This is a genomic window from unidentified bacterial endosymbiont (genome assembly GCF_918320885.1).
Lineage (GTDB): Bacteria > Pseudomonadota > Gammaproteobacteria > Enterobacterales.
The window spans coordinates 62,663-88,317 of sequence record NZ_OU907312.1 but is presented as its reverse complement, the minus strand read 5'-3'; the positions used below and the strand labels follow the sequence as shown (position 1 = coordinate 88,317).

At 47.6% G+C, this 25,655-nt stretch carries 28 protein-coding genes, 1 tRNA gene and 3 pseudogenes; 23 read left to right on the top strand and 9 right to left on the bottom strand.

From position 1 onward, the window contains the following. Positions 1-50: 50 nt before the first annotated feature. Together NL324_RS00445 and NL324_RS00440 are read left to right on the top strand one after the other, a co-directional pair. Positions 51-1,376: a hypothetical protein gene (locus NL324_RS00445; protein ID WP_253305880.1), complete on the top strand. Its 1,326-nt coding sequence runs from the start codon at positions 51-53 to the stop codon at positions 1,374-1,376. A gap of 119 nt (positions 1,377-1,495) precedes the next feature. Further along, positions 1,496-1,759, top strand: a complete 264-nt coding sequence (locus tag NL324_RS00440; RefSeq protein ID WP_253305879.1) for a hypothetical protein — start codon at positions 1,496-1,498, stop codon at positions 1,757-1,759. Between the two features lie 18 nt (positions 1,760-1,777). Here NL324_RS00440 and NL324_RS00435 read toward each other — a convergent pair. From NL324_RS00435 to NL324_RS00420, 3 genes and pseudogenes are all read right to left on the bottom strand, one after another. Further along, a pseudogene (locus NL324_RS00435) lies at positions 1,778-2,943 on the bottom strand (IS3 family transposase). Between the two features lie 210 nt (positions 2,944-3,153). Beyond that, positions 3,154-3,429 carry a type II toxin-antitoxin system RelE/ParE family toxin gene (locus NL324_RS00425; RefSeq protein WP_253305878.1) on the bottom strand — a complete coding sequence of 92 codons (276 nt, stop codon included), beginning with the start codon at positions 3,427-3,429 and terminating at the stop codon, positions 3,154-3,156. Next, a complete protein-coding gene (locus NL324_RS00420) occupies positions 3,429-3,698 on the bottom strand; it encodes a CopG family ribbon-helix-helix protein (RefSeq protein ID WP_253305877.1) in 270 nt (89 codons plus the stop codon). The genes NL324_RS00425 and NL324_RS00420 overlap by 1 nt, the downstream gene beginning before the upstream one ends. A gap of 256 nt (positions 3,699-3,954) precedes the next feature. Here NL324_RS00420 and NL324_RS00415 point away from each other — a divergent pair, with 256 nt between their 5' ends. The 3 genes from NL324_RS00415 to NL324_RS00405 are packed head-to-tail and all read left to right on the top strand — an operon-like array spanning position 3,955 to position 5,652. Then, on the top strand, positions 3,955-4,512 hold the full coding sequence (locus NL324_RS00415) for a recombinase family protein (protein WP_253305876.1): 558 nt from the start codon (positions 3,955-3,957) through the stop codon (positions 4,510-4,512). Continuing rightward, the gene (locus NL324_RS00410) at positions 4,513-4,692 is read left to right on the top strand and encodes a Rop family plasmid primer RNA-binding protein (protein WP_366516352.1); all 180 of its coding nucleotides are present in this window, start codon (positions 4,513-4,515) and stop codon (positions 4,690-4,692) included. Between the two features lie 48 nt (positions 4,693-4,740). Further along, the gene (locus NL324_RS00405; RefSeq protein ID WP_301282741.1) at positions 4,741-5,652 is read left to right on the top strand and encodes an Rpn family recombination-promoting nuclease/putative transposase; all 912 of its coding nucleotides are present in this window, start codon (positions 4,741-4,743) and stop codon (positions 5,650-5,652) included. Between the two features lie 114 nt (positions 5,653-5,766). Here the strand turns inward: NL324_RS00405 and NL324_RS00400 are convergent, their stop codons facing one another. Both NL324_RS00400 and pilM read right to left on the bottom strand, forming a co-directional pair. After that, positions 5,767-6,414 carry a prepilin peptidase gene (locus tag NL324_RS00400; RefSeq protein WP_253305874.1) on the bottom strand — a complete coding sequence of 216 codons (648 nt, stop codon included), beginning with the start codon at positions 6,412-6,414 and terminating at the stop codon, positions 5,767-5,769. Then, positions 6,404-6,847, bottom strand: a complete 444-nt coding sequence (gene pilM / locus NL324_RS00395; protein ID WP_253305873.1) for a type IV pilus biogenesis protein PilM — start codon at positions 6,845-6,847, stop codon at positions 6,404-6,406. The genes NL324_RS00400 and pilM overlap by 11 nt, the downstream gene beginning before the upstream one ends. A 146-nt stretch (positions 6,848-6,993) precedes the next feature. On the opposite strand from pilM, the gene NL324_RS00390 reads away from it, so the two are divergent. Then, on the top strand, positions 6,994-8,184 hold the full coding sequence (locus NL324_RS00390; RefSeq protein ID WP_253305872.1) for a conjugal transfer protein TraF: 1,191 nt from the start codon (positions 6,994-6,996) through the stop codon (positions 8,182-8,184). Positions 8,185-8,236: 52 nt separating this feature from the next. Further along, entirely contained in the window at positions 8,237-8,785 is a 549-nt protein-coding gene (gene virB5, locus NL324_RS00385; protein WP_253305871.1) for a P-type DNA transfer protein VirB5, read from the top strand. Between the two features lie 18 nt (positions 8,786-8,803). Here virB5 and NL324_RS00380 read toward each other — a convergent pair whose 3' ends face one another. Together NL324_RS00380 and NL324_RS00375 are read right to left on the bottom strand one after the other, a co-directional pair. Beyond that, complete coding sequence (locus NL324_RS00380) at positions 8,804-9,742, bottom strand: IS3 family transposase (protein ID WP_253307079.1); 939 nt, start codon at positions 9,740-9,742, stop codon at positions 8,804-8,806. Further along, positions 9,670-9,969 carry a transposase gene (locus NL324_RS00375; protein WP_253305847.1) on the bottom strand — a complete coding sequence of 100 codons (300 nt, stop codon included), beginning with the start codon at positions 9,967-9,969 and terminating at the stop codon, positions 9,670-9,672. The genes NL324_RS00380 and NL324_RS00375 overlap by 73 nt, the downstream gene beginning before the upstream one ends. 81 nt (positions 9,970-10,050) lie before the next feature. On the opposite strand from NL324_RS00375, the pseudogene NL324_RS00370 reads away from it, so the two are divergent. The 10 genes and pseudogenes from NL324_RS00370 to NL324_RS00325 all read left to right on the top strand — a co-directional run. After that, positions 10,051-10,266: pseudogene (locus NL324_RS00370) on the top strand (type IV secretion system protein); the annotation flags it as partial. An 11-nt stretch (positions 10,267-10,277) separates the two neighbouring features. Further along, on the top strand, positions 10,278-10,643 hold the full coding sequence (locus NL324_RS00365; protein WP_253305870.1) for an EexN family lipoprotein: 366 nt from the start codon (positions 10,278-10,280) through the stop codon (positions 10,641-10,643). Continuing rightward, positions 10,640-11,644 (top strand): TrbL/VirB6 family protein, encoded by a 1,005-nt coding sequence (locus NL324_RS00360; RefSeq protein ID WP_253305869.1) that lies wholly within the window; start codon positions 10,640-10,642, stop codon positions 11,642-11,644. Before NL324_RS00365 ends, NL324_RS00360 begins: the two co-directional genes overlap by 4 nt. A gap of 355 nt (positions 11,645-11,999) precedes the next feature. After that, complete coding sequence (locus NL324_RS00355) at positions 12,000-12,518, top strand: helix-turn-helix domain-containing protein (protein WP_253305868.1); 519 nt, start codon at positions 12,000-12,002, stop codon at positions 12,516-12,518. Then, entirely contained in the window at positions 12,485-13,009 is a 525-nt protein-coding gene (locus NL324_RS00350; RefSeq protein ID WP_301282740.1) for an IS630 family transposase, read from the top strand. Before NL324_RS00355 ends, NL324_RS00350 begins: the two co-directional genes overlap by 34 nt. A gap of 143 nt (positions 13,010-13,152) precedes the next feature. Beyond that, the gene (locus tag NL324_RS00345; RefSeq protein WP_253305866.1) at positions 13,153-14,394 is read left to right on the top strand and encodes an ankyrin repeat domain-containing protein; all 1,242 of its coding nucleotides are present in this window, start codon (positions 13,153-13,155) and stop codon (positions 14,392-14,394) included. Between the two features lie 135 nt (positions 14,395-14,529). Beyond that, positions 14,530-14,604 (top strand) — tRNA-Gly (locus NL324_RS00340). A 284-nt stretch (positions 14,605-14,888) separates the two neighbouring features. After that, positions 14,889-15,353, top strand: coding sequence for a tRNA (adenosine(37)-N6)-threonylcarbamoyltransferase complex ATPase subunit type 1 TsaE (gene tsaE / locus NL324_RS00335; protein ID WP_253305865.1), 465 nt, complete (start codon positions 14,889-14,891; stop codon positions 15,351-15,353). After that, positions 15,346-16,491: an N-acetylmuramoyl-L-alanine amidase gene (locus NL324_RS00330; protein ID WP_253305864.1), complete on the top strand. Its 1,146-nt coding sequence runs from the start codon at positions 15,346-15,348 to the stop codon at positions 16,489-16,491. The genes tsaE and NL324_RS00330 overlap by 8 nt, the downstream gene beginning before the upstream one ends. Before the next feature lie 92 nt (positions 16,492-16,583). Then, positions 16,584-17,114: pseudogene (locus NL324_RS00325) on the top strand (DUF799 domain-containing protein); the annotation flags it as partial. Positions 17,115-17,310: 196 nt separating this feature from the next. Here the strand turns inward: NL324_RS00325 and NL324_RS00320 are convergent. Beyond that, the gene (locus NL324_RS00320) at positions 17,311-17,742 is read right to left on the bottom strand and encodes a hypothetical protein (RefSeq protein WP_253305863.1); all 432 of its coding nucleotides are present in this window, start codon (positions 17,740-17,742) and stop codon (positions 17,311-17,313) included. A gap of 332 nt (positions 17,743-18,074) precedes the next feature. Between NL324_RS00320 and mutL the strand changes: the two genes are divergently transcribed. The 6 genes from mutL to hflC all read left to right on the top strand — a co-directional run bounded on the left by mutL (position 18,075) and on the right by hflC (position 24,733). After that, positions 18,075-19,925 carry a DNA mismatch repair endonuclease MutL gene (mutL, locus tag NL324_RS00315; RefSeq protein ID WP_253305862.1) on the top strand — a complete coding sequence of 617 codons (1,851 nt, stop codon included), beginning with the start codon at positions 18,075-18,077 and terminating at the stop codon, positions 19,923-19,925. Between the two features lie 4 nt (positions 19,926-19,929). Continuing rightward, positions 19,930-20,859, top strand: coding sequence for a tRNA (adenosine(37)-N6)-dimethylallyltransferase MiaA (gene miaA, locus NL324_RS00310; RefSeq protein ID WP_253305861.1), 930 nt, complete (start codon positions 19,930-19,932; stop codon positions 20,857-20,859). Between the two features lie 76 nt (positions 20,860-20,935). Further along, complete coding sequence (gene hfq / locus NL324_RS00305; protein WP_253305860.1) at positions 20,936-21,214, top strand: RNA chaperone Hfq; 279 nt, start codon at positions 20,936-20,938, stop codon at positions 21,212-21,214. A gap of 56 nt (positions 21,215-21,270) precedes the next feature. After that, on the top strand, positions 21,271-22,560 hold the full coding sequence (gene hflX / locus NL324_RS00300; protein WP_253305859.1) for a ribosome rescue GTPase HflX: 1,290 nt from the start codon (positions 21,271-21,273) through the stop codon (positions 22,558-22,560). A 90-nt stretch (positions 22,561-22,650) separates the two neighbouring features. Next, positions 22,651-23,838, top strand: a complete 1,188-nt coding sequence (gene hflK, locus NL324_RS00295) for an FtsH protease activity modulator HflK (RefSeq protein ID WP_253305858.1) — start codon at positions 22,651-22,653, stop codon at positions 23,836-23,838. Next, positions 23,831-24,733, top strand: coding sequence for a protease modulator HflC (gene hflC / locus NL324_RS00290; protein WP_253305857.1), 903 nt, complete (start codon positions 23,831-23,833; stop codon positions 24,731-24,733). Before hflK ends, hflC begins: the two co-directional genes overlap by 8 nt. A gap of 91 nt (positions 24,734-24,824) precedes the next feature. On the opposite strand, the gene NL324_RS00285 is transcribed toward hflC, so the two are convergent. Then, a complete protein-coding gene (locus NL324_RS00285) occupies positions 24,825-25,649 on the bottom strand; it encodes a prepilin peptidase (RefSeq protein ID WP_253305856.1) in 825 nt (274 codons plus the stop codon). Between the last annotated feature and the right edge of the window lie 6 nt (positions 25,650-25,655).

Here is a 25,655-nt window from a genome sequence, read left to right as displayed (position 1 = left end):
TAATATTTATGTTATAAGTAACTTTTTTACAGAATATAAAGGTATTACTTATGGGGAATGTAGTCAGTGAGATCATCAGTGGGATAGGCGTTGGTGTATCATTTGGTGATCATGGCGTAAACGCTGGGATTACATATAATAGTCATCGCTGTTACACGTTTTATGGTGATGAAAATTCCAGTAGCTGGGATGATGTGTTGCAAAATGAACGTGAGAAATCCCGTAGGGAAAGAGAAGAACTTGAACAACAATGGGAAGAGGAGAAGCGTTTAAGGGAAGAAGAGAAGCAAGAAAAGATACAAAAAATTGAACATCCGATAATTGGATTAGCAGAAGGAATCGTGAGTAAGCGCAGGACAGAAGAGTTAAATTCTTTTACTACCAATACGAGCGATATGAATTTATTAGCAGCACCTGGTTACAGTACCGTTGCTATTTTAGATCGTGAAACAAGGAATTTTTTACAGCCTATTGCAACCCATAAACCACCACCCAATAATCAAGATGATGCAGAAAAAGGTTTGGCAATGGAGTTAGGGAAATTTCGTAGAAATAAGGAGTTAACGGAGTTTTTCAGTCAAAAAAAAACTGACTTCAATAAGCTGATCCCAGCAACCAATTCTGCAGAAAAATTTTACCTAAATGCTCCTGAAGACACTTTAAATCCAAATAATTCTGATTTTTTGCAGGGCGGTTTAAATATTCTTGATCATCTACCTACAAAAGTGAACATTCCTGTTTCAGAGGGTCTTAAGATTCCTATAAATGTAGATAAAATTAAACTTAAAATCAGAGAAGCAAATGAAAACATTAGGGAAATGCACAATACGGAAGTAGATATTTCTAAGAGTCGTCATATGTTATCAAGCAGCTCAAGCTCGTCGTCATCGAATTGTTTAGGAAAAAATGATATATGTCGTCTTGAGAAAGCAGGTAAAATTGCTAATCTTATGGACAAAAGTAACCTTTTTACAGCAGACGATATTTTTTCTGCACCTAAAAAGGTAGCCTCAAGCAGTATTACTTCAACCGATCTTCTCAGGGCAGCTGAGAAGACAGTTTGTACAACTATTGCGACTGCTAAATATGCTGGTAAATCAACTGCTGGAAACTGTACTCTTGTTGCAGTTGATTTACTAGGACCTGATGCTGTGGTTGGTAAATTAATGGAACACATAAATTGTACTATGCCTGAAAGCCAAATTGCTAAGAAAAATATTCTTGATAATGCCAGTTGTATTTCTGGCATTAACTTATCTGTAGATTCTTCAAAAGTGGCATTAGGCGCAGAGAAGTTTTTCGAAGTAAATTTTATTGATAATGAATTGCCTGATAACTCAGATATACTGCGAAAGTGTTTACCAGGCCAGCCGTAAGAAGGGTCTCCTCACGGTTGCGGCTTGGCAATGTTGCATAAACTAGCGGGTGGGAATCCCGTCCAGTTAAAGAAGTTAGCCTACAACTAGGCAAACTGCGCATAAGTGGAGGTCGCGCCATGATGGATTATGCACGGCGGCACATGCAGGGGCATATTGCGTACTTCGGCATCAGCGGCAATAGCCGTAGCTTGAGAACCTATGTCTACCGCATAAGCCGATTGCTGTTCAAATGGCTTAACCGCCGAAGCCAGCGCAAAAGTATTAGCTGGGCACGCTTCGGAGAGGTGCTCAAAGTATGGCTACCGCCAGTACGTATTAGACATAATTTATTTCCCTGCCCATTGGGAATGCCTCAAACTGATCTTGCCACCTTTTTTTAGACACAGAGAAGAGAAACCTTAAGCGACCTGGGATAACCAATTTTTTTCAAAATTTACAGGAGACAGATAGCCTAGCGTTGAGTGCCGTCTCTGTCGGTTATAAAACACTTCTACGTATTCAAAAATGCTCAATTTGGCTTGTTCTCTGCTCTCAAAACGTTCAAAGTGGGTGTGCTCTGTTTTTAAGGTATGGAAAAAACTCTCTGCTACTGCATTGTCATAACAATTGCCCGTACTACTCATGCTAAGCGTTATCTGGTGATGCGCCGATACAGCCTTGAATCCTTTGCTGGTATACTGGCTGCCTCGGTCGGAGTGGTGGATGAGACCTGCAGCAGGCTTCCTCCGTGTTATTGCCTGGCGTAATGCTGCGGCTACTAACTCGGTGGTCATGTGAGCTTGCATATCCATCCCCACGATACTACGAGAGAACAGGTCCAGTACGATAGCAACATACAACCATCCCTCTTGGGTCGGAATATAGGTAATATCTGCTGCCCAGTATTGATCAGGGCGAGTGGCTGTGAACTTCTGCTTGAGTAAATTAGGCGCCACTGCGGCCTTTGGATCGACTATTGTGGTTACCTTAAATCGTTTTTTCATCTTAGCCGCAATATGGGCTGCTTTCATTAGCCGACAAACCCGTTTGCGTGAACAGCGCTCACCTCTAGCTCGTAACTCAGCATGGATACGTGGGCTACCGTAAATTTGGTTGCTTATGGTATAAACCTCTTTAATTTCAGATATTAAACGCTCATCCTCACAATAGCGCTTGGATGGCTCAGCCTTGATAAACTGATAATAGCCACTGCGGGATACACCTAACACGTTGGACATCCTCTCTACGCTGAATTCCCCAGCATGCTTTTGCATAAACTGGTATTTTACTTGCGGGCCACTGAGAAGATGCCCAAGGCTTTTTTTAGGATATCCCTCTCTTCGCGTGCTATCGCCAATTCTTTCCGCAATTGACTGAGCTCAGCATCAGACGCTTTCAGGTATCCTTTGCCCGGGAAAGCCTCTGCACCATCCTTGTTATGCTGATGGACCCACCCTGCCAATGTACTCTTGGGAACTCCCAATTCCTCGCTCAATTGACAGAGCGTTTTACCAGTGCTGTGATACAGCTTTACCGCATTCAGCTTGAATTCCTTATCATAGCTCCTTGATTCCCCTTGATTCATAACTTCACCTCAAAAAGTAACAAAAAATTATACGCTTTGTTCCTCTTCGTTGTGTCCGTTAAAGGGTAGCAAGATCAAACTGGGAGCCGGATGGTGTAACGCTCCAAGTCCGGTTCTGCGAGGGCGGGGTATTGAAAAGTGCTCCGCTACTCTCCAAACGGAAAAAATCGTATGCTAAGCCTTTCTGCTGGCGTAGAGCGGCTGACAATGTCAGCGATCTTCTCTGGTATGCCACACCCTCAGCACGTAAATAGAAGAGTCCTGAATTTCATAACGCATTTCATAGTGCCCGACAAGAAGCCGCCTAACCTCACGCGGCTCATACTCGAAAAGCTGTTCACCGATACGTGCATGGGTTAGAAAAATAGTCGGTGCTTTGGTTAGCCCCTGTACGGCTCGTGCAGCAGCTGGCTGGTTCACCGGAGCTAGGAATTCATAGAGCCGAACCAGATCGGAAAGCGCCTTGCTGGTCCACTTTAACTCCATCAGCAGGGTACCGGCATTATCTTGTCTGTACTCAGACTATCTGCCCACGCTTGTACATCCTGGTGCGCGATGACATGACCGACGTCTACATCAGCCAGGGCTTCTTGAGTCAATCGCTCTCTCTCTTCCTCTTGCTCGAGCCAAGCCGATAGTGCCTGTTTTATAATCCAGGCGCGTGAACGCTCCATTCGTTCTGCTACTTGCTCAACTTTCTCAGCTAATGGAAGTGGTACATGTGTGGTCAGCACTTTGGTTGCTGTCTGAGCCATATTGAATCTCCATTGAAATTTGCCGGAGTTGGTTAGTTACATTATAACTATTCGACAATAAATCATAATTGTACATTTATAATAATACAGATTAAATCTGAATCAATCAAACACTATGTCAATTTGAAGTACACCCTAACCTGATGTCAGGGTGGGTCAGTTATAAACGTCACAATAGAGTGTTATTTTAATTTGTTGACACTTGCTGCGTAACGTCATAGATTTATTCCTGACACTTTCAGGCTTAGGAGCTATCTTGAAGGGGCAGCGCATAGGTTACATCCGTGTCAGCAGCTTTGATCAAAACCCGGAGCGCCAACTTGAACATGTTCAAGTCGATAAAGTATTCACCGACAAGGCTTCAGGCAAGGACACTCAACGACCGCAACTGGATGTTTTGATCTCCTTTGTGCGTGAAGGAGACGTGGTGGTGGTACACAGCATGGACCGGCTGGCACGCAACTTGGACGATCTGCGCCGCTTAGTGCAGCAGCTTACCCGGCGAGGCGTGCGCATCGAGTTCATCAAGGAGTGCTTGACCTTCACTGGCGAAGATTCTCCGATGGCAAATTTGATGCTGTCGGTGATGGGCGCATTTGCCGAGTTTGAGCGCGCCCTGATTCGTGAACGGCAGCGTGAGGGGATTGCGCTCGCCAAGCAGCGTGGAGCCTACCGAGGTCGTAAAAAAGCGCTCTCAACAGAGCGGATAGCTGAACTGCAGATATTGGCAGCAGCCGGAGAACAAAAAGCCAAACTCGCTCGCGAATTTGGCGTCAGTCGCGAGACCGTATACCAATACCTGAGAAAGGGTTGACTGAACAGCAACAAAGACCACTATAGGGCGCCTGATATCCTCGCCCTGAAGGACCAGGCTTCACTATTGCTTGAAAACCTCAAGGATTTGGATTTAGACGATCAAGTTGATGCCTGTGAGGCGCTTCACAGTCAGGCTGATCGTTTGTATCAAAATCTTTCCAAATCCCTACTGGAGTAGCCAGTGTCTAAAACAACTAAAAATAGGTCAACACCAGAAGACCCATCAATGCCTCACGATGGGGTATTCAAAAAATGTATGAGCGACTTAATGGTCGCTGAGGATTTTTTGAGAGCCCACCTGCCAGCAGTGATTCAGCAGCAGCTGGATTTCACGACACTCAGCCTCTCCTCTGGCTCTTTTGTAGATGAGGATATAAAACAGTACTGTTCCGATATTGTGTATTCACTCAAAAGCACTCAGGGTGAAGATTGCTATATCTACTGCCTAGTGGAACACCAAAGCAGTGATGACCCCCTAATGCCCTTTCGGCTATTGCGCTACAGTTTAGCTGTGATGCAGAAGCATCTCGATCAAGCGAAAAAGAGAGGCCAGGAATCTAAGGTGGTTCCACTGGTAGTGCCGCTCTTATTTTATCACGGGCCCAAACAACCCTATCCCCATACCAACAAAATGCGCTTTGTCGACTGCTTTGAGAACGTAGCGCTGGCTGAGCAGCTATACCATGGACCCTTCCCCTTAGTGGACATCACCGTCGTTCCAGACGAAGAGATACTCACTCATCGAAGCATTGCACTACTAGAGGCGGTACTGAAACATATTTGGTCTAGAGACCTACTGGAAAAAGCGATTTTGCTAGCTCAGGCTTGGGCTATTGCCAACCCTACACGTGAATTAGCCAGGACTTTGATGTATTATATGTGGAGAATAGGAGAAGTTTCTGATGAGAATGCGCTTGTAGAGACTATCATCCGAGCAGTTCCTAGTTCGCAGGAGGATGTGATGACCATTGCACAAAGATTTGAACAACGTGGTGAACAACGTGGTGAACAGCGCGGTAGATTAGACGAGCGACTTGCCATCGCCAAAGGTATGTTAGCTGAAGGCGCCGATGAAAAATTTGTTAAAAGAGTCACTAAGCTCTCCGATGAAGATATGTCACAACTGCGCCTGCATTGATAGCTGTTTGTATTGCTTGAAAAGTATACAACACTGTTATCTCAGTAGAATCCAGCGTTAGGACGCTCTTTTCACAGAATTATCCCGTGAAACTGTAGATAACTTTTTTGTTTCCTACAGTTTTCTGGCGATTAACCTGAGCAGAACACAAACCCAACCGGCCATAGCCAAGCGATGGCCAAAAGGCTTTCTAGCCCCACCCTTCGAGTGGCCGAGCAACGCTAGGCTAAAAACCAGGGGAACCATTAGGGGGCCGCTCCAAGCGCCGATGGCTGCTAAAAATGAGGCATCCCCAGAGCCGAACGCTCCTCGTTTAGTCGCCTTTAAGAAGCAATCTAGGACAAAAATAAAACTAAAACCACTGACTGCTCCGAACACACTCTCTTTTAGCGGCAACTCTACAAACCCTAAGGCTGAAAGGATTAACGCTGACCAGAGCAGCAGTGTGGTTAGCTCTTCAGGTAAATAGCGTCTTTCAAAATCAATAATACCGCAAGTTAATAACAAAAAACCTAGAAGCAGATAAAAACCATTAAAGTAAATAGAAGTTGTTGAAATAATAAAAACAGCTAAAATTACAAAAAAATTATTGACAGAAGATTGATATTGATTACTTGACGCTTCTTTAGTAAAACACCCTGTGTTATCTAAAACCTGAGTTTCTAGATGTTTAACAATAATTCTTGACAATAAAATAATTGGTTTATACAGTAAAACGCTAACCAATAGAAAAATTGTTAGCATCAATACATTAAATAACATAAACAATATATCCATCAGGAATATCTGGTGGCAAAGGAATCTCTAGTTTTCCTTCAGTCAAATGAACCATCTTCTGATTATTGACTTTTCCTAAGAGCAGTGAACCATGAAGTGCTTGATGCAAGGATTCAAACAGACCGGGAACTGCTGGTAGGTAAACATAGCCTCTTCCTGAAAAAAGCTGTTTTTTAATTCTGTGGTCTCCGGTAAACCATGCAGGTAGATTGAGTTGATTATCAGCCACTTCCTCTTGATTGACTGGCTTTGTTTTAATAAAAACCTCAAGGGCATCCGCATAGATTTTTATATGATTGATATAGGACTCTGTTTCTGAATGGTGAATACTGTTTTCTATTAAAATTTGGTTTTGATTAAAAAACCATAGTCCCATCACAGAGCTCATAAACATCATGATTGCTATAATATAACCCATAAAATCTCAATGTTATTTATAAAAAAATTAACACAAATAATAGCATAATTTATTATGAATTAATATTGTTTTGCTGGTAATTAATGGTACAATATCAAGGTAGTTTTTTTATTTTAACCAAAACCTTTCGAAAGGAATAAAAAGGAATGATCAAAAAAACAGCAGTAGCCTCAGCAGTGAGCCTATTAATAGCCGGCAATGCGCTGGCTGCCAACACCTATTTTGATGCTCGAAATGATGCTATGGGCGGAGTCGGGGTCGCTTCATCTATGGATAACAGCGCACTACTAGCCAACCCTGCTTTAATCGCCAAAACCAATAAACTTAGCCTGACCATCCCCTCACTCGGCCTACAGCTGTCAGACAAAAACCATTTGATTGATGAGTTCAAAAAAATCAAATCGAAGGTGGATGAGTATGAAAGCAACCGCCACGCCCACCTTATGAATGCCCAACAAGGGGCTGGGGAACTGAAATCTATCCTGGAAGCAGTCAAAGATAAAAATGTTAACTTCAATATTGGCCTGTCAGCAAGCGTCATCATTCCTTCAGAAACTAATAAAATAGGTTTGTTCGCTAAAACACACGCAGATGCCACCGTACATACGATGGTTGACGAAGCAGACTTAAGACTGCTTAATTTGATCCAGAATGGACAAGTCCCAGCTGTAGACTTTGAGCACAACACAGACTCTGAACTGCGTGGCCTAGCGTCTTGGGTCACTGACTATGGTGTTTCAGTCGCTCGTAGCTTCGAAGTGGCCGGTAAACCCCTGCACATCGGACTTTCTCCAAAAATGCAGGAGATTAAAATCTATAACTACGCAGTGGGGGTTAATAAATTCGACCGCAAGGATATGAAAGCCAGTCAGTACCAATCACAACACAAGAAATTCAATGTTGATCTTGGTGTGGCTGCCGAGCTTTCAGAGCAACTGACGGTCGGTTTGGTAGGTAAAAATCTGCTCCGCAATAAACTGGAAACTAAAGCCATTAACGACAAAAGCTTTACTTACGAGACATCACCGTTAGTCACGGCCGGAGCCTCCTATCGCTGGGAGCGTTTCACCGCTGCTGCTGATGTTGATTTGACCCCCATCAAGGCGTTTTCCAATCAAAAAGGCAACCAATATGCTGCTGTCGGTGCTGAATGGGAAGCATTGAGCTGGGCAAAACTCCGCGCCGGTTATCGGATTGACATGAAAAATAGCAAACCGAACATGGCCACTGTTGGTTTTGGTTTTCACCCGGGTGAAAAGGTTAAATTTGATGTGACTGGAATGGTTGGCTCTAAAAGAAATTTAGGTGCCGCGCTGCAACTGAGTATCGCCATTTAACTGAACCGTTAAAACGCTTGGAGTCCCCAGGCGTTTTACTCAGGAGGACACCATGGATCACTTTCCCAGCTGGATGACCTTTTTGCTCTGGATGATACTGTCGGTTTGGGGACTGTTTGGGAACCATGCTCAAGCAATAGTCGTTATCGACAAACTCAACTTAAGCAACAACATTAAGCAGCAAATCCAAACCATGGCGCAATGGAAACAGCAGTATGAACAGATGACCAGCCAAATCAAGCAACTAGAAAGCCAGCATGCAGCGCTCACTGGATCACGCAACTTAGGGAAAATCTTTGATAACCCAGCCCTAAAAAATTATCTTCCACAGGATTGGCAGAGTGTTTATGACCGAGTACGGATGGGTGGTTACGCCGGATTAAGCGGTAGTGGCAAAGAGATCTATGACCAAAACCATATTTTTGATAGCTGCTCACATATAGGCAACAAGGAACAGCGACTAGCCTGCGAAGCCCGAGCGGTAAAACCGGCACAAGACAAAGGGTTCGCTTTAGATGCCTATCAATCAGCCCAAAGTCGCATTCAACAGATAGACCAGCTAATGTCCGCCATCAATACTGATCTTGCCACCTTTTTTTAGACACAGAGAAGAGAAACCTTAAGCGACCTGGGATAACCAATTTTTTTCAAAATTTACAGGAGACAGATAGCCTAGCGTTGAGTGCCGTCTCTGTCGGTTATAAAACACTTCTACGTATTCAAAAATGCTCAATTTGGCTTGTTCTCTGCTCTCAAAACGTTCAAAGTGGGTGTGCTCTGTTTTTAAGGTATGGAAAAAACTCTCTGCTACTGCATTGTCATAACAATTGCCCGTACTACTCATGCTAAGCGTTATCTGGTGATGCGCCGATACAGCCTTGAATCCTTTGCTGGTATACTGGCTGCCTCGGTCGGAGTGGTGGATGAGACCTGCAGCAGGCTTCCTCCGTGTTATTGCCTGGCGTAATGCTGCGGCTACTAACTCGGTGGTCATGTGAGCTTGCATATCCATCCCCACGATACTACGAGAGAACAGGTCCAGTACGATAGCAACATACAACCATCCCTCTTGGGTCGGAATATAGGTAATATCTGCTGCCCAGTATTGATCAGGGCGAGTGGCTGTGAACTTCTGCTTGAGTAAATTAGGCGCCACTGCGGCCTTTGGATCGACTATTGTGGTTACCTTAAATCGTTTTTTCATCTTAGCCGCAATATGGGCTGCTTTCATTAGCCGACAAACCCGTTTGCGTGAACAGCGCTCACCTCTAGCTCGTAACTCAGCATGGATACGTGGGCTACCGTAAATTTGGTTGCTTATGGTATAAACCTCTTTAATTTCAGATATTAAACGCTCATCCTCACAATAGCGCTTGGATGGCTCAGCCTTGATAAACTGATAATAGCCACTGCGGGATACACCTAACACGTTGGACATCCTCTCTACGCTGAATTCCCCAGCATGCTTTTGCATAAACTGGTATTTTACTTGCGGGCCACTGAGAAGATGCCCAAGGCTTTTTTTAGGATATCCCTCTCTTCGCGTGCTATCGCCAATTCTTTCCGCAATTGACTGAGCTCAGCATCAGACGCTTTCAGGTATCCTTTGCCCGGGAAAGCCTCTGCACCATCCTTGTTATGCTGATGGACCCACCCTGCCAATGTACTCTTGGGAACTCCCAATTCCTCGCTCAATTGACAGAGCGTTTTACCAGTGCTGTGATACAGCTTTACCGCATTCAGCTTGAATTCCTTATCATAGCTCCTTGATTCCCCTTGATTCATAACTTCACCTCAAAAAGTAACAAAAAATTATACGCTTTGTTCCTCTTCGTTGTGTCCGTTAAAGGGTAGCAAGATCATACCACGCAAGATCCCAAAGCGATGGCGGAGCTGCAGGGACGGATTGCTGCTGAACAAGCCAACATCCAGAATGAACAAACTAAACTGCAGATGTACACTATGGTGGCAGCGGCTGAAGACCGTCTACAGGAGCAACGAGAGCGTGAAATGGCTATGCAGGATGCCGCTAAACGAGGGGGTTTAAACATTAAGTCAATGAAATTTCCCAGAAGGCGTTAGAGGAAAAATCCATGAAAAAATTAATGATGACTGTCACCCTGCTAGGAACGACTTTGCTCAGTGGCTGTTTTGAAGACAAACCTAAAAAATCTGTCACACCACAAAAAGTAGTAGTGGAAATCACGCAACCCAAAAAAGAAGAGATTCACACTGTGACCTGGTTCAAAGAACACCAGGAAGAGCGGCAAGCGATGCTGGCTAGCTGTAGAGATAATCCGGGAGAACTTGAGAACTCTCCCAATTGTGTTAACGCCATGCAGGCAGAGAATGAGCTCGATGCTGAAAAACGTGGTGGCCTTGGGGTTAAACGCATAGAAAATATTTATGAGATATATCAAAAGGCACTTAAAAATAACAGTTCAAAAAATAAAAAATGATCACTTCAATAACAACCAACGTATTTCAAGAGATTGGTGGAACTTTTGATAATTTTTTACAGTTTTTTTTAATTAATACTTCATCAAGTTTAATCAAGGAAATAACTCCCTGGGCTATTAGTTTTACCACTGTTTATATTATTCTTTATGGTTATATGATTTTACTGGGGAAAATACAGGAACCTTTCAGTGATTTTATAACTAAGTCTGCAAAAATTATATTGATTGGTGGTCTAGCTTTAAAAACAGATCTTTATCTGGAGTGGGTGGTTGGCTTTTTTCAAGGGATAGAGGAAAGTTTAACACAAGCTTTTAGTCAAAGTGATACAGGGAGTTCAATCTACGCCTCTTTGGATAATAGCCTAAGCAAAGGGCTTGAGATTGTTCTCCAGTGTCGCCAAAAGGCTACATCAGCTGGGTGGGGTAGTTTTTCGTTAGCTTTCTCTTGGTGGCTTATTGCTGCTCTGATTATGACAGGTTTTGGTTTGGTGGTCTGTGTGGGTGGCATCGCTGTCATGATGTCGACCGTCATGTTAAAGCTAGCTTTTGCTATAGGGCCTTTATTTGTTTTATGCGCCATGTGGCCTGTCACTGCTAAGTTTTTTGACTCCTGGGTCAGCTTTCTTCTGAATCACATATTGATTGCTGCGCTGACTACTGTGGTTATGGTGTTGGCGATTGAAGTCTACGGTGTAGAACTTCAAAAGATAAATTTTGATTCTGATCAAAACATGCTCTTGGTGTCTTTAGAGCTATTGATCGTCGCTGGAATTTTATATGCAGTGGTGAAGAGTGTTTTACCCATGGCGGCAGCGCTGGCGGGTGGATTCACAATGGCTGTCGTGGGAATAAGCCATTTAGCGCGGTACGGCTCGCTTGGTGCAAAGGCGGCTAAAAGTGTAGGGAAAGCTGGTTTGACTGCAGGAAAGGGTTTATATAAAGCTGGCAGGTGGGCTGCTGGTCGTATGGGTGGCAGAAATTCTGTTTCCAACACAAAATAACATTGATCAAGACCGCTCAGCTGAAGTCGTGAAATTATAGATTCGTTCCCACTAGGTCTGTCTGAAGAACTTTTTAGAGAGGAGAGCTGTCAAGGGATCACCGGAAGCCGCAGCGGAGCGGAGTGAGCAAAGCGAATGAGCACCGAACGGGTGAGGATACGTCGTGCCCCATTCATTTTTCGATACTGAACCAGTCCAAGTGGATAGTGGAAAAAACTGCAATTTGAGAGCGGGGGATTAGGGGTAGTGGTTCTTACTAATTGGTGGGCTAAAAATTCAGGTAAGTGCTCTATAAAAATGAAATGCAATGAGTTATGCTAAAGATATGAATTTTCACTCTGCATGCTGTTGCCCAATGAAATTGTCCATAAAATTGACAGAAACTGAGCGCTTTACATTACAACAACTATCTTTAAACCATCATTATAGAGAGACCAGGATGCGAGGAGCTGGACTGTTACTACTAGCCAAGGGACTCAAACCGGTTGAAGTTTCCAAGGAGCTTTTGGTTAGTTTTCGAGCGGTGTATAACTGGATCCATAGGTGGCGCCGAGCAGGTATTTGTGGCCTGCTTTGTCAATATAACGGCGGCCGACCACGAGCGCTGTCGCCAGAAATGGTTGCCAGTGCTGTCGACGCTGCATGCTCGGAATCATTGAGTTTAGCAGGCATAGCCAAACGAGTGGAAGCTGAACATGGTGCCTTACCTTGCACGCTAGAAACACTCGCTTCGGCGCTTAAAGAGCAAGGGCTCTCCTATAAAAGATCACGTTATTCACTTAAAAAAAACGTGATGAAGCCTGTTACATTGCAAAATCAGCTGTACTCTCAAGGCTCAAATTGCTCTCCCGTGAAGACAACAAATATCGTTTGATCTATTTTGATGAAAGTGGTTTTTCCTCTACCCCTCCTGTTCAGAATGGTTGGGGACCTAGAGGGCAGCCGCATCGGGTAGAACCAAAACCACACTGCAGACGTTCGGTACTGGGGGCTTTAGATTTTTCAGCTAACACCTTGTCCCATAAGATTATTGAGCAAAATGTGACAAGAAAAGAGGTCGTTGACTTTTTAGAGGATATTGCCCAGAAGGGTGAGCAACGCTATACCTTTGTGGTATTAGATAATGCCAGTATTCATCATGGCATTGAGCAAGAGACATTGAAACGGTGGTTCGTGGAGAACAATATGGTACTTCTTTATCTTCCCGCTTATAGTCCAGAGCTTAATTTGATTGAGATAGTTTGGAAACAAGCTAAGTATCATTGGCGCCGCTTGGTAACCTGGAGTAAACAAACTATCAATACAGAAATTAACCGCTTGTTGAGCTCTTATGGCAATATTTTTGCAGTTAATTTTTCGCGATAACTTATCATATAGATCTTGTGAACCTCGGCATAAAGCTTAAATAAAACGAGGAAGTTTCTCTTTGATCATTTTCGTTACCAATTATTATATGCTACACTCCGTACTTCCTATTTTTATTTATTTTATTAATCAAATGGTAGCTTATGTCTAGTACGACAGAGTTAAATTTTTTATCAAAAATAGATGATTTATTAGCAGAAGGAAGAAGTTTAAATGAACAAGATGATAACGGATATACTATACTTCATCGAGCTATCGAGGCTAATCAGTTAAATATTGTAAAGCGTCTATTAAAAGAAGAAGTAGATATAAACATAAAGAATGGTTATGGACATACTCCACTTCATTTAATTGTTCACTTGTGCGCTGAAATTAGTATCGATCTAGGGGGATTCTACAACCGTCAGCTAGATATTTTAGACCATTTGTTAGAAAAAGTAAAAGATGTAGATGTAAAGGATAACCTTGAACGTACTGCAATACACCTAGCTGTTTTAAGAAATAATCCGGATACTTTAAAACGTTTGTTAGAAAAAGGCGCTAATATAAATATAAAAGATAAAGATGGATATACTCCACTTCACCTGGCTGTTAGAGACAGTCGTTTAAGTATGGTAGAATTTTTATTGGAAAATGACGCAGATTTAAACGTAAAAAATAAAGAAGGGTTTACCGCCGTTCACTTATCTAGTGATGAAGCTTATAGATTTGTTGAACGATATGCTGAAAATTTAGATACTATAGGGTCGTCCAGTATACATGTTTTAAATATATTACATTCATTTCTCTTAAAAGACAGTGCTAAATTATATGTAACAAATAATGCAGGACAGACACCAATATCTCTTATTTTAAAAATAGCTAATTTATTATACGATTCGGAATTAGACAAAATTCTTATAGAAAATTTAGGTAATAAAATAACAATTCGTCAGTTCATTACAGCAGGAAATACGACAAAATTCACCAAATTATTTTTTAATAAAAATACTGTATCATCATTAAAATTAAAAATTGACAAACCTTCAGAGGTTACAAGAAAATTGGATCTCAATATTTTAATTAAAAAACAAATTGAAAAAGAAGAGAAAAAATTAGATTTATTCAATGAATGTCTCCCAATAAATATTGGGAGACTTCCACGTGAGTTGAAAGAAAACATATTTTTTCGTTTAACCGAAGATGATTTAAAAAATTTACGACTTGCGCTTTTGGAAGAACAACCGGATAGTTCGATTAAAGGATCCGTCACTGATAGTGACGCTAACCTCCCTAACCTAAAGCAGGATATGCTCGTGATCAGCGACCCTCAGACAGGGAATGAAGAGGATATGAAACCTTCCTCAATCCCTGAGAACTCATCGGCTATTGTTCACACACTGTAAGCAATCCTCCCGGGTTCAGGGTTCCCGGGGGTCATTTTTTTGGTTAAGGCCCTTGTGCTTCCTGGCAATTTTCGTATAATGCGCAGGCAGCGTTATTTTGAATCCACCACAAAGTGCTGTCATCGGTAGTCAACTGCGGGAATAGCTCAGTGGTAGAGCACGACCTTGCCAAGGTCGGGGTCGCGAGTTCGAGCCTCGTTTCCCGCTCCAAAGGTCTCGTTTCATCATCAGCCACAACTGGCCGAGCCAGTTCGTCAGTTCCCGGAAACATCAGCTTCCACCGGCCACTACCATTAGCTAAGCAAACCGCTTAAGGATCTAGGATCTTAGAGGGGTGCGGCCGATGCAAACCGCGATCGGTCAGCAGGGCTATTGATCTTTCAGCCACCTCTTATAGAATAGAGCGGATGATAAACGACAGCGTGACGGGGCTTGAAGCACCCGCAAGGGTTAAGCAGCCCTCACAGGCTCATGGCTGGACAGGGAGTACGGAAATGGGTTACCAACTCCTAGCGCTGCCGAATGAGTCGGCAACCGAGGCGTTAGGGGCCACCGTTGCACGCGCCTGTATTCAAGCGATGACGCTCTATTTACAGGGTGAATTAGGGGCAGGTAAGACCACCTTTTGTCGAGGTTTCCTGACCGCCTTAGGGCATCAAGGTAGCGTTAAAAGCCCCACCTACACGTTGGTAGAGTCCTATTCCCTTCCCCCTTGGCAGATCTACCATTTCGATCTCTACCGTATTGTCGAACCGGCAGAGTTAGAGCTGATTGGTATTCGGGATTATCAGCAAGATAACGCGATACTACTCATTGAGTGGCCACAACAGGGCGGGGAGTTAATTCCCGAAGCGGATATTACCCTACAATTTCGCACGCACTCGACGGGGCGACAGGTGAGGCTGCAGGCGCACTCTCCCCAGGGGAAACAGCAGCTGCAACGGTTAACGGATGAGTAGCCGGTTGGGTTGGAGCCACTGGGGGTGGCTGCTGCTGCTCAGTTATTCTCTCGTCGTTAGCACCACTGGATCAGCCTCGCCGCAACGTCGTGTCAAGCGCCTGCAGCCGCCGGTGGTTCGCTCGCGACCGCGGCGATCCGCACCGAGCCTACCTCCTAAACCGCAGCTTCCAGCTAAGGTAGCTCCTGTTATAGTGGCGATTGATGCTGGACATGGGGGAAAAGATCCCGGTGCTGTAGGTCCGAGTGGGTCACAGGAGAAGCAGATCACCTTGGCGATAGCTCATCGCTTGGCCGCCCTGTTGAAGAAGGACCCCCACTTTACACCCGTACTGATCCGCAGCAGTGACCAGTTTATCCCAGTGGGAGAGCGCTCGGCCCTAGCACGCGAACAGCGGGCACAGCTGTTGATCTCGATTCATGCCGATGGCGCGGCCAACCCTCAGGCTCGTGGTGCCTCGATTTGGGTACTATCAAACCAGCGGGCCTACCGAGAGGTCGGCCGCTGGCTTACACAACCGAAGCCACAGCTGCTAGGGGGCGCTGCCCCACTATTAGCACAACCGCGCGATAGTCATCTCCATCACACTCTATTAGATCTGCAATTTGGGCATTCCCAGCAGGTGGGCCAGCAGGTGGCGATTGCGGTGCTTCAGGAGTTAGCCAAAGTGGTTCCACTGCATAAGCAGGAGCCGGAATATGCCAGCTTAGGGGTATTACAATCACCCGATATTCCCTCGCTGCTGGTTGAGAGCGGTTTTATCACGCATCGGGAGGAGGAGCGCCTGCTGAAGCGTCCACAACATCAACAGCAGATAGCCAACGCAGTCTATCGTGGCATCAAGCGCTATTTCCAAGCGGCTCAGCGAGTACAGCCCGCAGCACCCCAGCAAAGCACTACGCTGGCCCAGGCGCCAGCGGCTCGCAAGCCGCCAGCAGCGGCCTCTCAAACCCAGACGGTTTTCCAACCACGCCTGCATATCGTGCAGCGAGGGGAGTCACTGTTTTCCATTGCAACCCGTTATGGGCTCACTTGGCGCACGCTCCAGCACCACAATCGGCTGAGCAGTAGCCAGCTCAGGATTGGGCAAAAAATAGAGCTTCCCCTGCCGACTAAGCTGGTCAAACAGTTGCATTAGGTCATGAATTCGTTCATGATTCAACCAGTGGTAATACGGTCACTCTGGTAAAAACGGACAATGATAGCGGTTCGTGGCTGCTCTCAAAGAGAAGGAAACAGGCCCTAGAGATCACAGCGGGTCATAGTTTACTGACGCAGATCACTTATCCCTTGGCTGAGGCCGGTTATTATGTCTTTCCAGTGTCGGTGGTTGAGGAGACCTTTCGGCAAAATGGTTTGACGACACCCCACGATATTCGTGCGGCCAGTGCGACAAAGATGCAGGAGATTTTCGGAGCCGATGCGCTGCTCTACTTAGAGATCAAAGAGTACGGCCCCCGGTATCAGATCATTAGCAGTGAGACCCGGGTGACGGCAGAGGCTAAATTGGTCGATCTCAAGAGCGGTAAAACGCTATGGTCTGGCAGTGCCACGGCTTCAAGTAGTGAGCAGGATTCTGGTTCTGTTGGCACTCCTTTGGGGATGCTGGTCAGCGTAGTAATCAAGCAAATTGCTCATACCCTCATGGACAAAGGACATGAAATAGCGGGCATCACCGCCAACCGTTTGCTCTCTGCGCAGCGTTCAAATGGGATCCTCTACGGTCCACGATCACCGCACTATGGCCAGGATAAACGCTAAGACCACTCTTAAAATAGGTTGGGTAGGAGCGCTATTGAGATTTCACTATCGTTGAGGCAACTATGAGGGCCAACGCTTCATAGTTCAGTGGTCATACCAACCAATCAAACGAGTCTACCCTGCTCCGCTTATTCACAGGGGGCAGGGTCACCGCGTGGATAATATTTTTCAGTAGGCAATGCTTTGAAATCAAAATTTAGTCATTTAGCGCTCTGTAGACTGATTCGCCAAGGTTATCGCAGAGCCCATTATAAAATTTTTCCAGGGTAGTTGTCAGAGAAGGATAGAGACAATAACAGCGTTCTAACGTGATTATCTGCTGTTTAAGTTGTTCGAATTGACACCGTAGCGGATCGCTTTCCGTTATCTCACTGAGATATTGGTTAATGATTGCTTTGTCAGTATTAAAGTTCGGTTGGGTATCTATCTGTTCTAGGTAAGCATCGTACGCATCATGACACTCTTTTTTTGATAACCTCTCGACTATTTTGTGAAAAAAATCGGGGTTATCGACGAGGTATGTTTTAGTCAGAAAATGATCTTTCCAGGTTTTAAATTTATTTTTTAATAATTCAAGGGATACTGCATAAGCATTTTGCAAGTATTGTCGGTCGCCAGGCCTCGCCATCTCTAGTGCTCTCCTCTAACGGATAGTGAGTTAAATAGGGTAGGAGACTTGTAAAATCATTCATAATCAGGTTAAAATCTTTAACTAAACAGCAAAAATATAAATCATTAAAAATAAACTGTCAAATATTAATTTTATTTTTAATACTTTTTTGTTATGTTTTTTAGAGTACACTCGCCTATTTTTAGTCGTTTATTGTTGGTGGCGCTTTCAGCCAAGGGTAGTGTTGACCCCTGTTTCACTGCTAGAATGGTGCTACCAGGCGAGCCGGTTGTCACCAGCTGTCAGGATCGTGTGTTTGTCTTGTGAGTGCCTCAGTTAACTGGAAAATCATGCCTATCCGTGTGTTGTCACCGCAACTGGCCAATCAAATTTCTGCTGGAGAAGTGGTTGAGCGCCCAGCGGCTGTCGTCAAGGAGCTATTAGAAAATAGTATCGATGCGGGTGCGACACAGATCACCTTGGATATTGAAGCGGGTGGTGTTGGGCTGATCCGTGTCCGCGATAATGGTTCTGGGATTGCTCAGGCAGAGCTCCCATTGGCTTTAGCACGGCATGCGACCAGTAAAATTAGCTCGTTTGAGGAGTTACAGGCAGTGACTAGCCTAGGGTTTCGCGGTGAAGCGCTGGCTAGTATCAGTGCCGTCTCCCGGGTGATGCTGGTGAGCCGCACTGCCGAGCAAGCCCAAGCGTGGCAGCTCTACTGTGAGGGCGGGGAAGCCAGCAACCTCCTGAAGCCAGCCTCCCATGCCGTGGGGACCACCTTCGAGGTGTCCGATCTCTTTTATAATACCCCGGCGCGGCGTAAATTTTTACGGAGTGCTAAGAGTGAATTCTGTCATATCGATGATGTGGTGCGGCGAGTGGCGTTGAGCCAGTGGCCGTTAGAGCTGATTTTGACCCACAATGGCAAGCGGATCCGCCATTATCGGCCAGCACTCGATCCCCTTCAGCCGCAGCCGCGATTGGCGGCAGCCTGTGGCACGGCTTTTGCTGAGCACGCAGTGATCTGTCAACAACAGGAGGCACTACTGACGATTCACGGCTGGGTGGCCCCACCCAGTGCGGCACGTTTACAAAATGATCTCCAATACTGTGCCATTAATGGACGCGTGGTACGCGATAGAGTGGTCTCTCATGCAGTGCGCCAAGCCTATCATGATCGGTTGACTGCACAGCAGCATCCGGCGTTTGTGCTATTTTTAACCCTGGATCCTCAGCAGGTCGATGTCAACGTCCATCCTACGAAGCAAGAGGTTCGCTTCCAACAAGCGCGTAGCGTGCATGGTTCGATTTATCAGGCGGTGGTGGCGGCCTTGCAGGGCGTCACCGGCGAGAGCGGGCCCAGAGAACAGCGAGGACGAGCGCCTAGTGAGCACTCCCTGAGCGCTCAGGCTGCGACCATACGGCCGCCGGCACAGGAGCAGGCTATTCACCCCACCCCGCCGCCGGCGCGGCGAAGCCCTTTAAGCGCCTCGGTGGCTATGACACCCGGTGGATGGCAGGCTGCCAAGTTGGCCCCTTATCAAGCCCTCTTACAATCAGCGCCCTCACCGCCTGATCAGCTAGCCGCACCGCCACGCCCAGTTGAACCACCGCTGGCTGTAGAGCTGCCACCGCTAGCAGCCTGCAGTTTTGGACGCTTCTTGACGGTCTGGCAGCAGCGCTATGCTGTGCTAGAACAGGCGCAGGGCTTGAGCTTGCTGTCACTCCCGCTGTTGCAACGCACCTGGCAGCGGCAGCAGCTGCTGCCTACCGTACCGACGGTGATTCGCCAACAGCGGTTGCTGGTGCCGCTACGGGTTGAGATCTCTGCGGAGCAGGCGGCGGCGGCTCAGCGCTATCAGGATCTATTAGCGCAGTTGGCCCTAGTGCTGGAATTGGCGGAGCCAGTCGTCACGCTACTAGCCGTGCCAGCACTGCTCTATTCACAGGATCTGCCGCCGCTCTGTTTACAGCTATTCGATTATCTCGCACGATTGCCAGACGCTGAGATCACGGGGGTGGTAGCGTGGCTAGTTCAGCAATTAACCCCCCTGGAGATCAGTTGGCAGCCATCACAGGCTATCCAGCTATTGGCGGAGGTGGAACGGGATGCGCCCCGATCGCTCGTGGCGGATACTTTGGCTTGGCAACAGCCGATTGATCTGGCCGTCGTCGCTGCCCGCTTTGTGGTAGAGTAGCATAATGTCACCAGGCCAACCTCTGGTGCTGTGCGTGATGGGCCCCACCGCCTCCAATAAGAGCGATTTTGCCCTGCGTTTGCACCAGCGGCTACCGGTTGATATTATTAGTGTAGACTCTGCGTTAGTCTATCGGGGAATGGATGTCGGTACTGCGAAGCCAACCTGGCAGCAGCGTCAGCGTGTACCCCACCGTCTCATCGATATTCGCGATCCGACGCTGGCTTATTCAGCCGCGGAGTTTCGTCGCGATGCGCTACAGGCGATCGCCGAGAGCGTGCAAAGGGGGCGGATCCCGCTGCTGGTGGGGGGCACGATGCTCTACTTTAAAGTGCTGTTGCAGGGTCTAGCCTGCCTACCAGCGGCTGATCCTAGGGTACGTCAGCAGTTAGCAGCGCAAGCAGCGTCAGTGGGCTGGCCGGCCTTGCACCAGCAGCTGGCGCAGATTGACCCGATCGCGGCTGAGCGCATCCATCCCCATGATACGCAACGGCTGAGTCGAGCTCTAGAAGTGTTTTTACTGACGGGGCGCCCATTAACCGAATTGATCCAGCCTATGGAGAGACCGCTTCCCTATCAGATCAAGCAAGTGGCCTTGGTGCCCACCGATCGCAGCCAACACCATCGGCAGATTGAGCAGCGGTTCCAGCAGATTTTGGCAGCGGGTTTTGAACAGGAGGTCCACACCTTATGGCACCGGGGTGATTTGCACCGGGATCTTCCCGCACTGCGTGCCGTGGGTTATCGGCAAATGTGGGGTTATTTGGCGGGAGAAATTAGCCAGCAGCAGATGGTCTACCAAGCGATCTGTGCGACTCGGCAGTTGGCTAAACGTCAAATGACTTGGCTGAAACACTGGCCTGATCGACAATGGCTCGATAGCAGCCAATTGGCGACAGCGCTACAATCGGTCGTGCGACTGGTGAAGGGTTGAATTTTTTATCTGTTTTTATTTTTTGATCCATTGACGTTGATTTTTAGGGCTACACACGATAACAAGGGAAAATAAGATGGCTAAAGGGCAGACTTTACAAGATCCTTTTTTGAACGTACTGCGGCGCGAACATGTGCCGGTGGCTATTTATCTGGTTAATGGGATCAAGCTACAGGGGTATATTGAATCATTTGATCAATTTGTTATTTTGTTAAAAAATAGTGTTAGCCAGATGGTCTATAAACATGCCATCTCCACGGTGGTTCCCAGCCGCGCTGTCCCCTACTACAATAGCGATCCAAACACCTCACCGAGGGCGCACCCAACCAACACCCCTGCTATCGAAACGCACTAAATCGTTCCAGTCAACCGGGGCTCAATCTCTTTTATTCCGACCGAGGGCACCTTGAGGTGATCGAAACGCATCCCGTTGGCTCAGTTCAGGATCGTGCTGTTTTAGTACAGATTGAAACGCTAGAGACCGATACATCCGAGGCTCTGCAAGAGTTTCAATCCCTGGCAGCCGCTGCAGGGGTGTTGATCCTGCAGGTTGTGGTGGGTCGTCGTGCCAGGATACAGCCCAAATATTGGGTGGGGCTTGGCAAGGCACAAGAGATTGCTGAGGCAGTCAAAGCGAGTCAGGCGACGGTGGTGCTGTTTAATGCGCCGCTGTCGCCGGCGCAGGGGCGTAATCTCGAACAGCTCTGTCACTGTCGTGTTTTAGATCGGACCGCTTTAATTTTAGATATTTTTGCCCAACGGGCGCAGAGTTATGAGGGCAAGTTGCAAGTTGAGTTAGCACAATTAAGGCATCTCTCAACCCGATTAGTGCGCGGTTGGACTCACTTAGAGCGTCAGAAAGGGGGCATCGGCCTACGGGGTCCGGGTGAAACCCAGTTAGAGAGTGATCGCCGCTTAATTAAGGGAAGGATCAGCCAATTATTGCAGCGGTTGCGTCGATTTCAGGCCCAGCGGCAACAAGGGCGGCGGACACGCACCCGTGCCGAGCTCTCCACGGTGGCTTTAGTGGGCTACACCAATGCGGGTAAAACCACGCTATTTAATCGTCTAACAGCAGCCGATCGTTATACTGCGGATCAGCTGTTTTCGACACTGGATCCCACCTTAAGGCGTCTTCCAGCGCCCGGTCTGGAGAACACCGTACTGGCAGATACTGTTGGGTTTATTCGTGACTTGCCGCATACCTTGGTGGCGGCTTTTAAAACGACCCTGCAGGAGACGCGTGAAGCTGCCTTACTACTACAGGTAGTTGATGCGACTGATCCGCAGCTGCAAGAGAAAATGGAGGCGGTCAACCAGGTGTTGGCCGACATTGGCGCCGATCAGGTGCCGATGTTGTTGGTCTTGAATAAAATTGATCAGCTCCCCCATCGACCACCGGGGGTAGAGCGTGATGCTCAGGGTGTTCCGGTCCGTGTTTGGATCTCGGCACAGGATAACAGAGGGTTAGCACTGCTGTTGCAGGCGTTACGTGAGCGCCTGGCAGTCACCACGGTAGAGTACTCCCTGCGATTGCCAGCAACGGCCTATGCTCTGCGTCAACCCTTGTCTCAATTGGGGGCCATTGTGCATGAGCAGCTCGCCGAGGAGGGGAGTCTTACGTTACTGATCAGGCTATCCCCGATAGCCTGGCAACGCTGTATCAAACACTCTCCGGAACTGGCAGGGTATGTTGTTTAGACCACCTAGCAGCCGGTATCACACCGGTGAGGGTTGAAGACCCTTTTGAGGGTTGAAGCCGCTGATTATTTATTAAAGAGGAAGTTATCAATGGTAGCGAAGCAACCGGAGGGGAGTGGGCCAGACCGTGATCCCTGGGGGAGGCGTGCTCAGGGCCATCAGGCAGCTGAACAGGGGCCCCCCGATCTCAGCACACTCTGGTCACAACTCACTAAAAAAATAGGTAGCCGTCAGGCCGCTTCAGGGAACGCTCCGGTCGACCGGCAGCAGGTGATGAAGGGAGTTGGACTCCTCATGGCGCTGCTAGGCCTGCTGTGGGGGGTGTGCGGTTTTTATACTATTCATGAGATTGAGCGAGGGGTAGTGACACGTTTTGGTCGTTTCATACAAGTGGTGCCGCCTGGATTAAATTGGAAAGCGATTTTTGTAGACGAAGTCCAGCGCGTCGATATTGGGACCGTACGGGGGCTTTCAGCCACCGGCTCTATGCTAACCCAAGATGAAAATATGGTGCAAGTTGAGATGAATGTGCAGTACAAAGTGGTCGATCCGGTGAAATATCTATTTAGCGTCACCAACGCTGATAATAGCTTACGGCAGGCGACCGATAGCGCACTGCGCTACGTTGTGGGGCATACCACCATGGATAATGTGCTCACCCGGGGGCGGATTAAAGTGCGCTCAGATACTAAGCAAGAGCTGAATAAGATCATCGCTGCTTATGATATGGGGTTAGAGGTGACGGATGTTAACTTTCAACAGGCCCGTCCTCCGCAGCAGGTTAAAGAGGCCTTTGACGATGCGATTGCAGCACAAGAGGACCAGCAGCGCTTTATTCGTGAAGCGGAAGCCTACGCCAGATCTCGTGAACCGCAAGCCCGTGGTGAGGCTAAACGTCTAGAGGAAGAGGCGCAGGGCTACAAAGAGGCGGTGATTTTACGGGCGAAGGGTGAGGTCGATCGGTTTACCCAATTATTGCCACACTACCTTAAAGCGCCACAAATAACGCGGGAACGGCTCTATATTGAGTCTATCGAGCGGGTGTTCAGTAAGACGCGCAAAGTGCTACTGGGAAATGCTACAAGCAATCAACTGATGGTACTGCCCTTAGAGCAGTTGATGAAAGCCCCAAGACCCGATCCATTGCCGGAGGCTGCCCAGCAAGCGCATACGGTCTCTACGGAGCCACTCTCCTCGACGACCCCACTGCCGGCCTCAGCGCCTATCAGCCACCAGGGATCTAACCGGGTGATCAGGGGAGATCATCACCATGAATAAACGCTGGCTAAGTACCCTATTACTCGGGAGTCTGCTGATCAGCTCCTCGCTGGTGATTGTGCGAGAGGGGCAGCGGGGAATCGTGTTTCGTTTTGAGGAAGCGAAGCGCGATGGACAACAGCAAATACGCGTTCTGCAACCTGGATTACAGTTTAAGTTACCGGTTATTGAAAGGATCAAAATATTGGACGCGCGGATCCAAATGATGGAGAGTCACGAGGATCGTTTTATTACTGCTGAGAAAAAAGATCTGATGGTAGATTCCTATGTCAAGTGGCGTATTAATGACTTTGGCAAATATTTCGCAGCCACGAAGAATGGCGATCTACGAAAAGCGCAGCGGCTGATTAAAAATAAGGTGAGCGATCGTCTGCGCTCAGAGATGGGTAATCGCACCATTAAAGATATTGTCTCTGGTTCGCGTGGCGAGTTGATGGAAGAGGTGCGCAACTCTCTGAATAGCGGGAAAAATAGCACGATGGAGGCGGGGATTGAGGTGGTTGATGTGCGGATCAAGCAGATTAATTTACCGGTTGAAGTCTCGAATTCTATCTATCAGCGGATGCGGGCTGAACGCAAAGCGGTGGCCAGCGAGCATCGCTCTCAGGGCAAGGAGCAGTCTGCTATGATTCTGGCTGAAGTGAATCGACGGATGACCGTAATGTTAGCTGAAGCGGAGCGCAGAGCGCAGACTTTGCGGGGGGAAGGGGATGCTACGGTGGCTCAACTGTTTACGGAGGCCTTTGGCCAACAGCTGGAGTTCTATCGACTAGTGCGGCGTTTAAAGGGGTATGAGGAGAGCTTTAGTTCGCAGGATCTCTGGGTATTACGCCCCGGCGATATCGATTATTTGCGCTATCTAGCAGCCCCTACAGAGGCGCGCTTAAAGCAGTAAAATCATCGTCCAGATAAGCTTCTCGCCGGAGAGTACTCGGCCTCTCTAAGCGGGTAGGGTCATTGTCAGCCTGTGGGTGCTGTATAACGGATCACCGGCTTATCCAGCCGAGCAGATCAGCCAGTGGCAAGGGGTATTGCATCAACACCCACCAGCCGGCCAGCGCTAAGTAGGGGCCAAACGGTAAGCGCAGCCGCCCGATCGGTCGCTGGGTGTGGCGGTGGGTGAGTCGATGCCAACCCAGATAGCCTGTAAAAGCCAACAACGCCAGCAGTGAGGCTAACCAGAGTACCGTGAATAGCGCCTGCACCCCCACCCAAGCGCCCAGGGCGGCCGTTAATTTAAAGTCGCCGTAGCCCATGCCGCGTCGGCCGGTGAGCTTATGGTGTATTTGAAAGAGCGACCACAACAGCGTATAGCCCACCATCGCTCCCAGCACCGCTTGCTCGAGCGGGATCTGCTGGGTGATCACCTGGAACAGCAACCCGAGCCACAACAGCCCTAAGGTCAAGCGGTCTGGCAGCAGTCCACTACGCCAATCGATCACCGCCAAAGCGATCGCTGTCCAACTGAACAGCAGGTACCCTAAGCGCTCTGCCAGTGGCAGTGGCGCCTGCTGGTAGAGCAGCAGCAGCGTGATCCCCAGGGTTATCACTTCAGTCAGCCAATAACAGCAGCCGATGGCCACTTGACAGTGCGCGCAGCGGCCGCGCAACCACAGATAGCTAAACAAAGGGATATTGTCGTGCCAGCGCAGGGGGTATTGACAGTGTGGGCAGTGGGAGCGCGGGTAAAACAGCGTCAGCTCCTTAGCGGCCTTGCCGCGTGCTAGTAGCATGCGTGGATAACGGTAGGCAAGCATTGTGATAAAGCTACCGAGACAGTAGCCTAAAAACAGTAATGAACTGGTTAACATGGTGGT

What these genes read in the sequence shown, in the direction of transcription:
- NL324_RS00445 (WP_253305880.1), top strand. Translation starts at nt 51, where the DNA reads ATGGGGAATGTAGTCAGTGAGATCATCAGTGGGATAGGCGTTGGTGTA.
- NL324_RS00440 (WP_253305879.1), top strand. Translation starts at nt 1,496, where the DNA reads ATGATGGATTATGCACGGCGGCACATGCAGGGGCATATTGCGTACTTC.
- NL324_RS00425 (WP_253305878.1), bottom strand. Translation starts at nt 3,429, where the DNA reads ATGGAGTTAAAGTGGACCAGCAAGGCGCTTTCCGATCTGGTTCGGCTC.
- NL324_RS00420 (WP_253305877.1), bottom strand. Translation starts at nt 3,698, where the DNA reads ATGGCTCAGACAGCAACCAAAGTGCTGACCACACATGTACCACTTCCA.
- NL324_RS00405 (WP_301282741.1), top strand. Translation starts at nt 4,741, where the DNA reads ATGCCTCACGATGGGGTATTCAAAAAATGTATGAGCGACTTAATGGTC.
- NL324_RS00400 (WP_253305874.1), bottom strand. Translation starts at nt 6,414, where the DNA reads ATGTTATTTAATGTATTGATGCTAACAATTTTTCTATTGGTTAGCGTT.
- pilM (WP_253305873.1), bottom strand. Translation starts at nt 6,847, where the DNA reads ATGGGTTATATTATAGCAATCATGATGTTTATGAGCTCTGTGATGGGA.
- NL324_RS00390 (WP_253305872.1), top strand. Translation starts at nt 6,994, where the DNA reads ATGATCAAAAAAACAGCAGTAGCCTCAGCAGTGAGCCTATTAATAGCC.
- virB5 (WP_253305871.1), top strand. Translation starts at nt 8,237, where the DNA reads ATGGATCACTTTCCCAGCTGGATGACCTTTTTGCTCTGGATGATACTG.
- NL324_RS00375 (WP_253305847.1), bottom strand. Translation starts at nt 9,969, where the DNA reads ATGAATCAAGGGGAATCAAGGAGCTATGATAAGGAATTCAAGCTGAAT.
- NL324_RS00365 (WP_253305870.1), top strand. Translation starts at nt 10,278, where the DNA reads ATGAAAAAATTAATGATGACTGTCACCCTGCTAGGAACGACTTTGCTC.
- NL324_RS00360 (WP_253305869.1), top strand. Translation starts at nt 10,640, where the DNA reads ATGATCACTTCAATAACAACCAACGTATTTCAAGAGATTGGTGGAACT.
- NL324_RS00355 (WP_253305868.1), top strand. Translation starts at nt 12,000, where the DNA reads ATGAAATTGTCCATAAAATTGACAGAAACTGAGCGCTTTACATTACAA.
- NL324_RS00345 (WP_253305866.1), top strand. Translation starts at nt 13,153, where the DNA reads ATGTCTAGTACGACAGAGTTAAATTTTTTATCAAAAATAGATGATTTA.
- tsaE (WP_253305865.1), top strand. Translation starts at nt 14,889, where the DNA reads ATGGGTTACCAACTCCTAGCGCTGCCGAATGAGTCGGCAACCGAGGCG.
- NL324_RS00330 (WP_253305864.1), top strand. Translation starts at nt 15,346, where the DNA reads ATGAGTAGCCGGTTGGGTTGGAGCCACTGGGGGTGGCTGCTGCTGCTC.
- NL324_RS00320 (WP_253305863.1), bottom strand. Translation starts at nt 17,742, where the DNA reads ATGGCGAGGCCTGGCGACCGACAATACTTGCAAAATGCTTATGCAGTA.
- mutL (WP_253305862.1), top strand. Translation starts at nt 18,075, where the DNA reads ATGCCTATCCGTGTGTTGTCACCGCAACTGGCCAATCAAATTTCTGCT.
- miaA (WP_253305861.1), top strand. Translation starts at nt 19,930, where the DNA reads ATGTCACCAGGCCAACCTCTGGTGCTGTGCGTGATGGGCCCCACCGCC.
- hfq (WP_253305860.1), top strand. Translation starts at nt 20,936, where the DNA reads ATGGCTAAAGGGCAGACTTTACAAGATCCTTTTTTGAACGTACTGCGG.
- hflK (WP_253305858.1), top strand. Translation starts at nt 22,651, where the DNA reads ATGGTAGCGAAGCAACCGGAGGGGAGTGGGCCAGACCGTGATCCCTGG.
- hflC (WP_253305857.1), top strand. Translation starts at nt 23,831, where the DNA reads ATGAATAAACGCTGGCTAAGTACCCTATTACTCGGGAGTCTGCTGATC.
- NL324_RS00285 (WP_253305856.1), bottom strand. Translation starts at nt 25,649, where the DNA reads ATGTTAACCAGTTCATTACTGTTTTTAGGCTACTGTCTCGGTAGCTTT.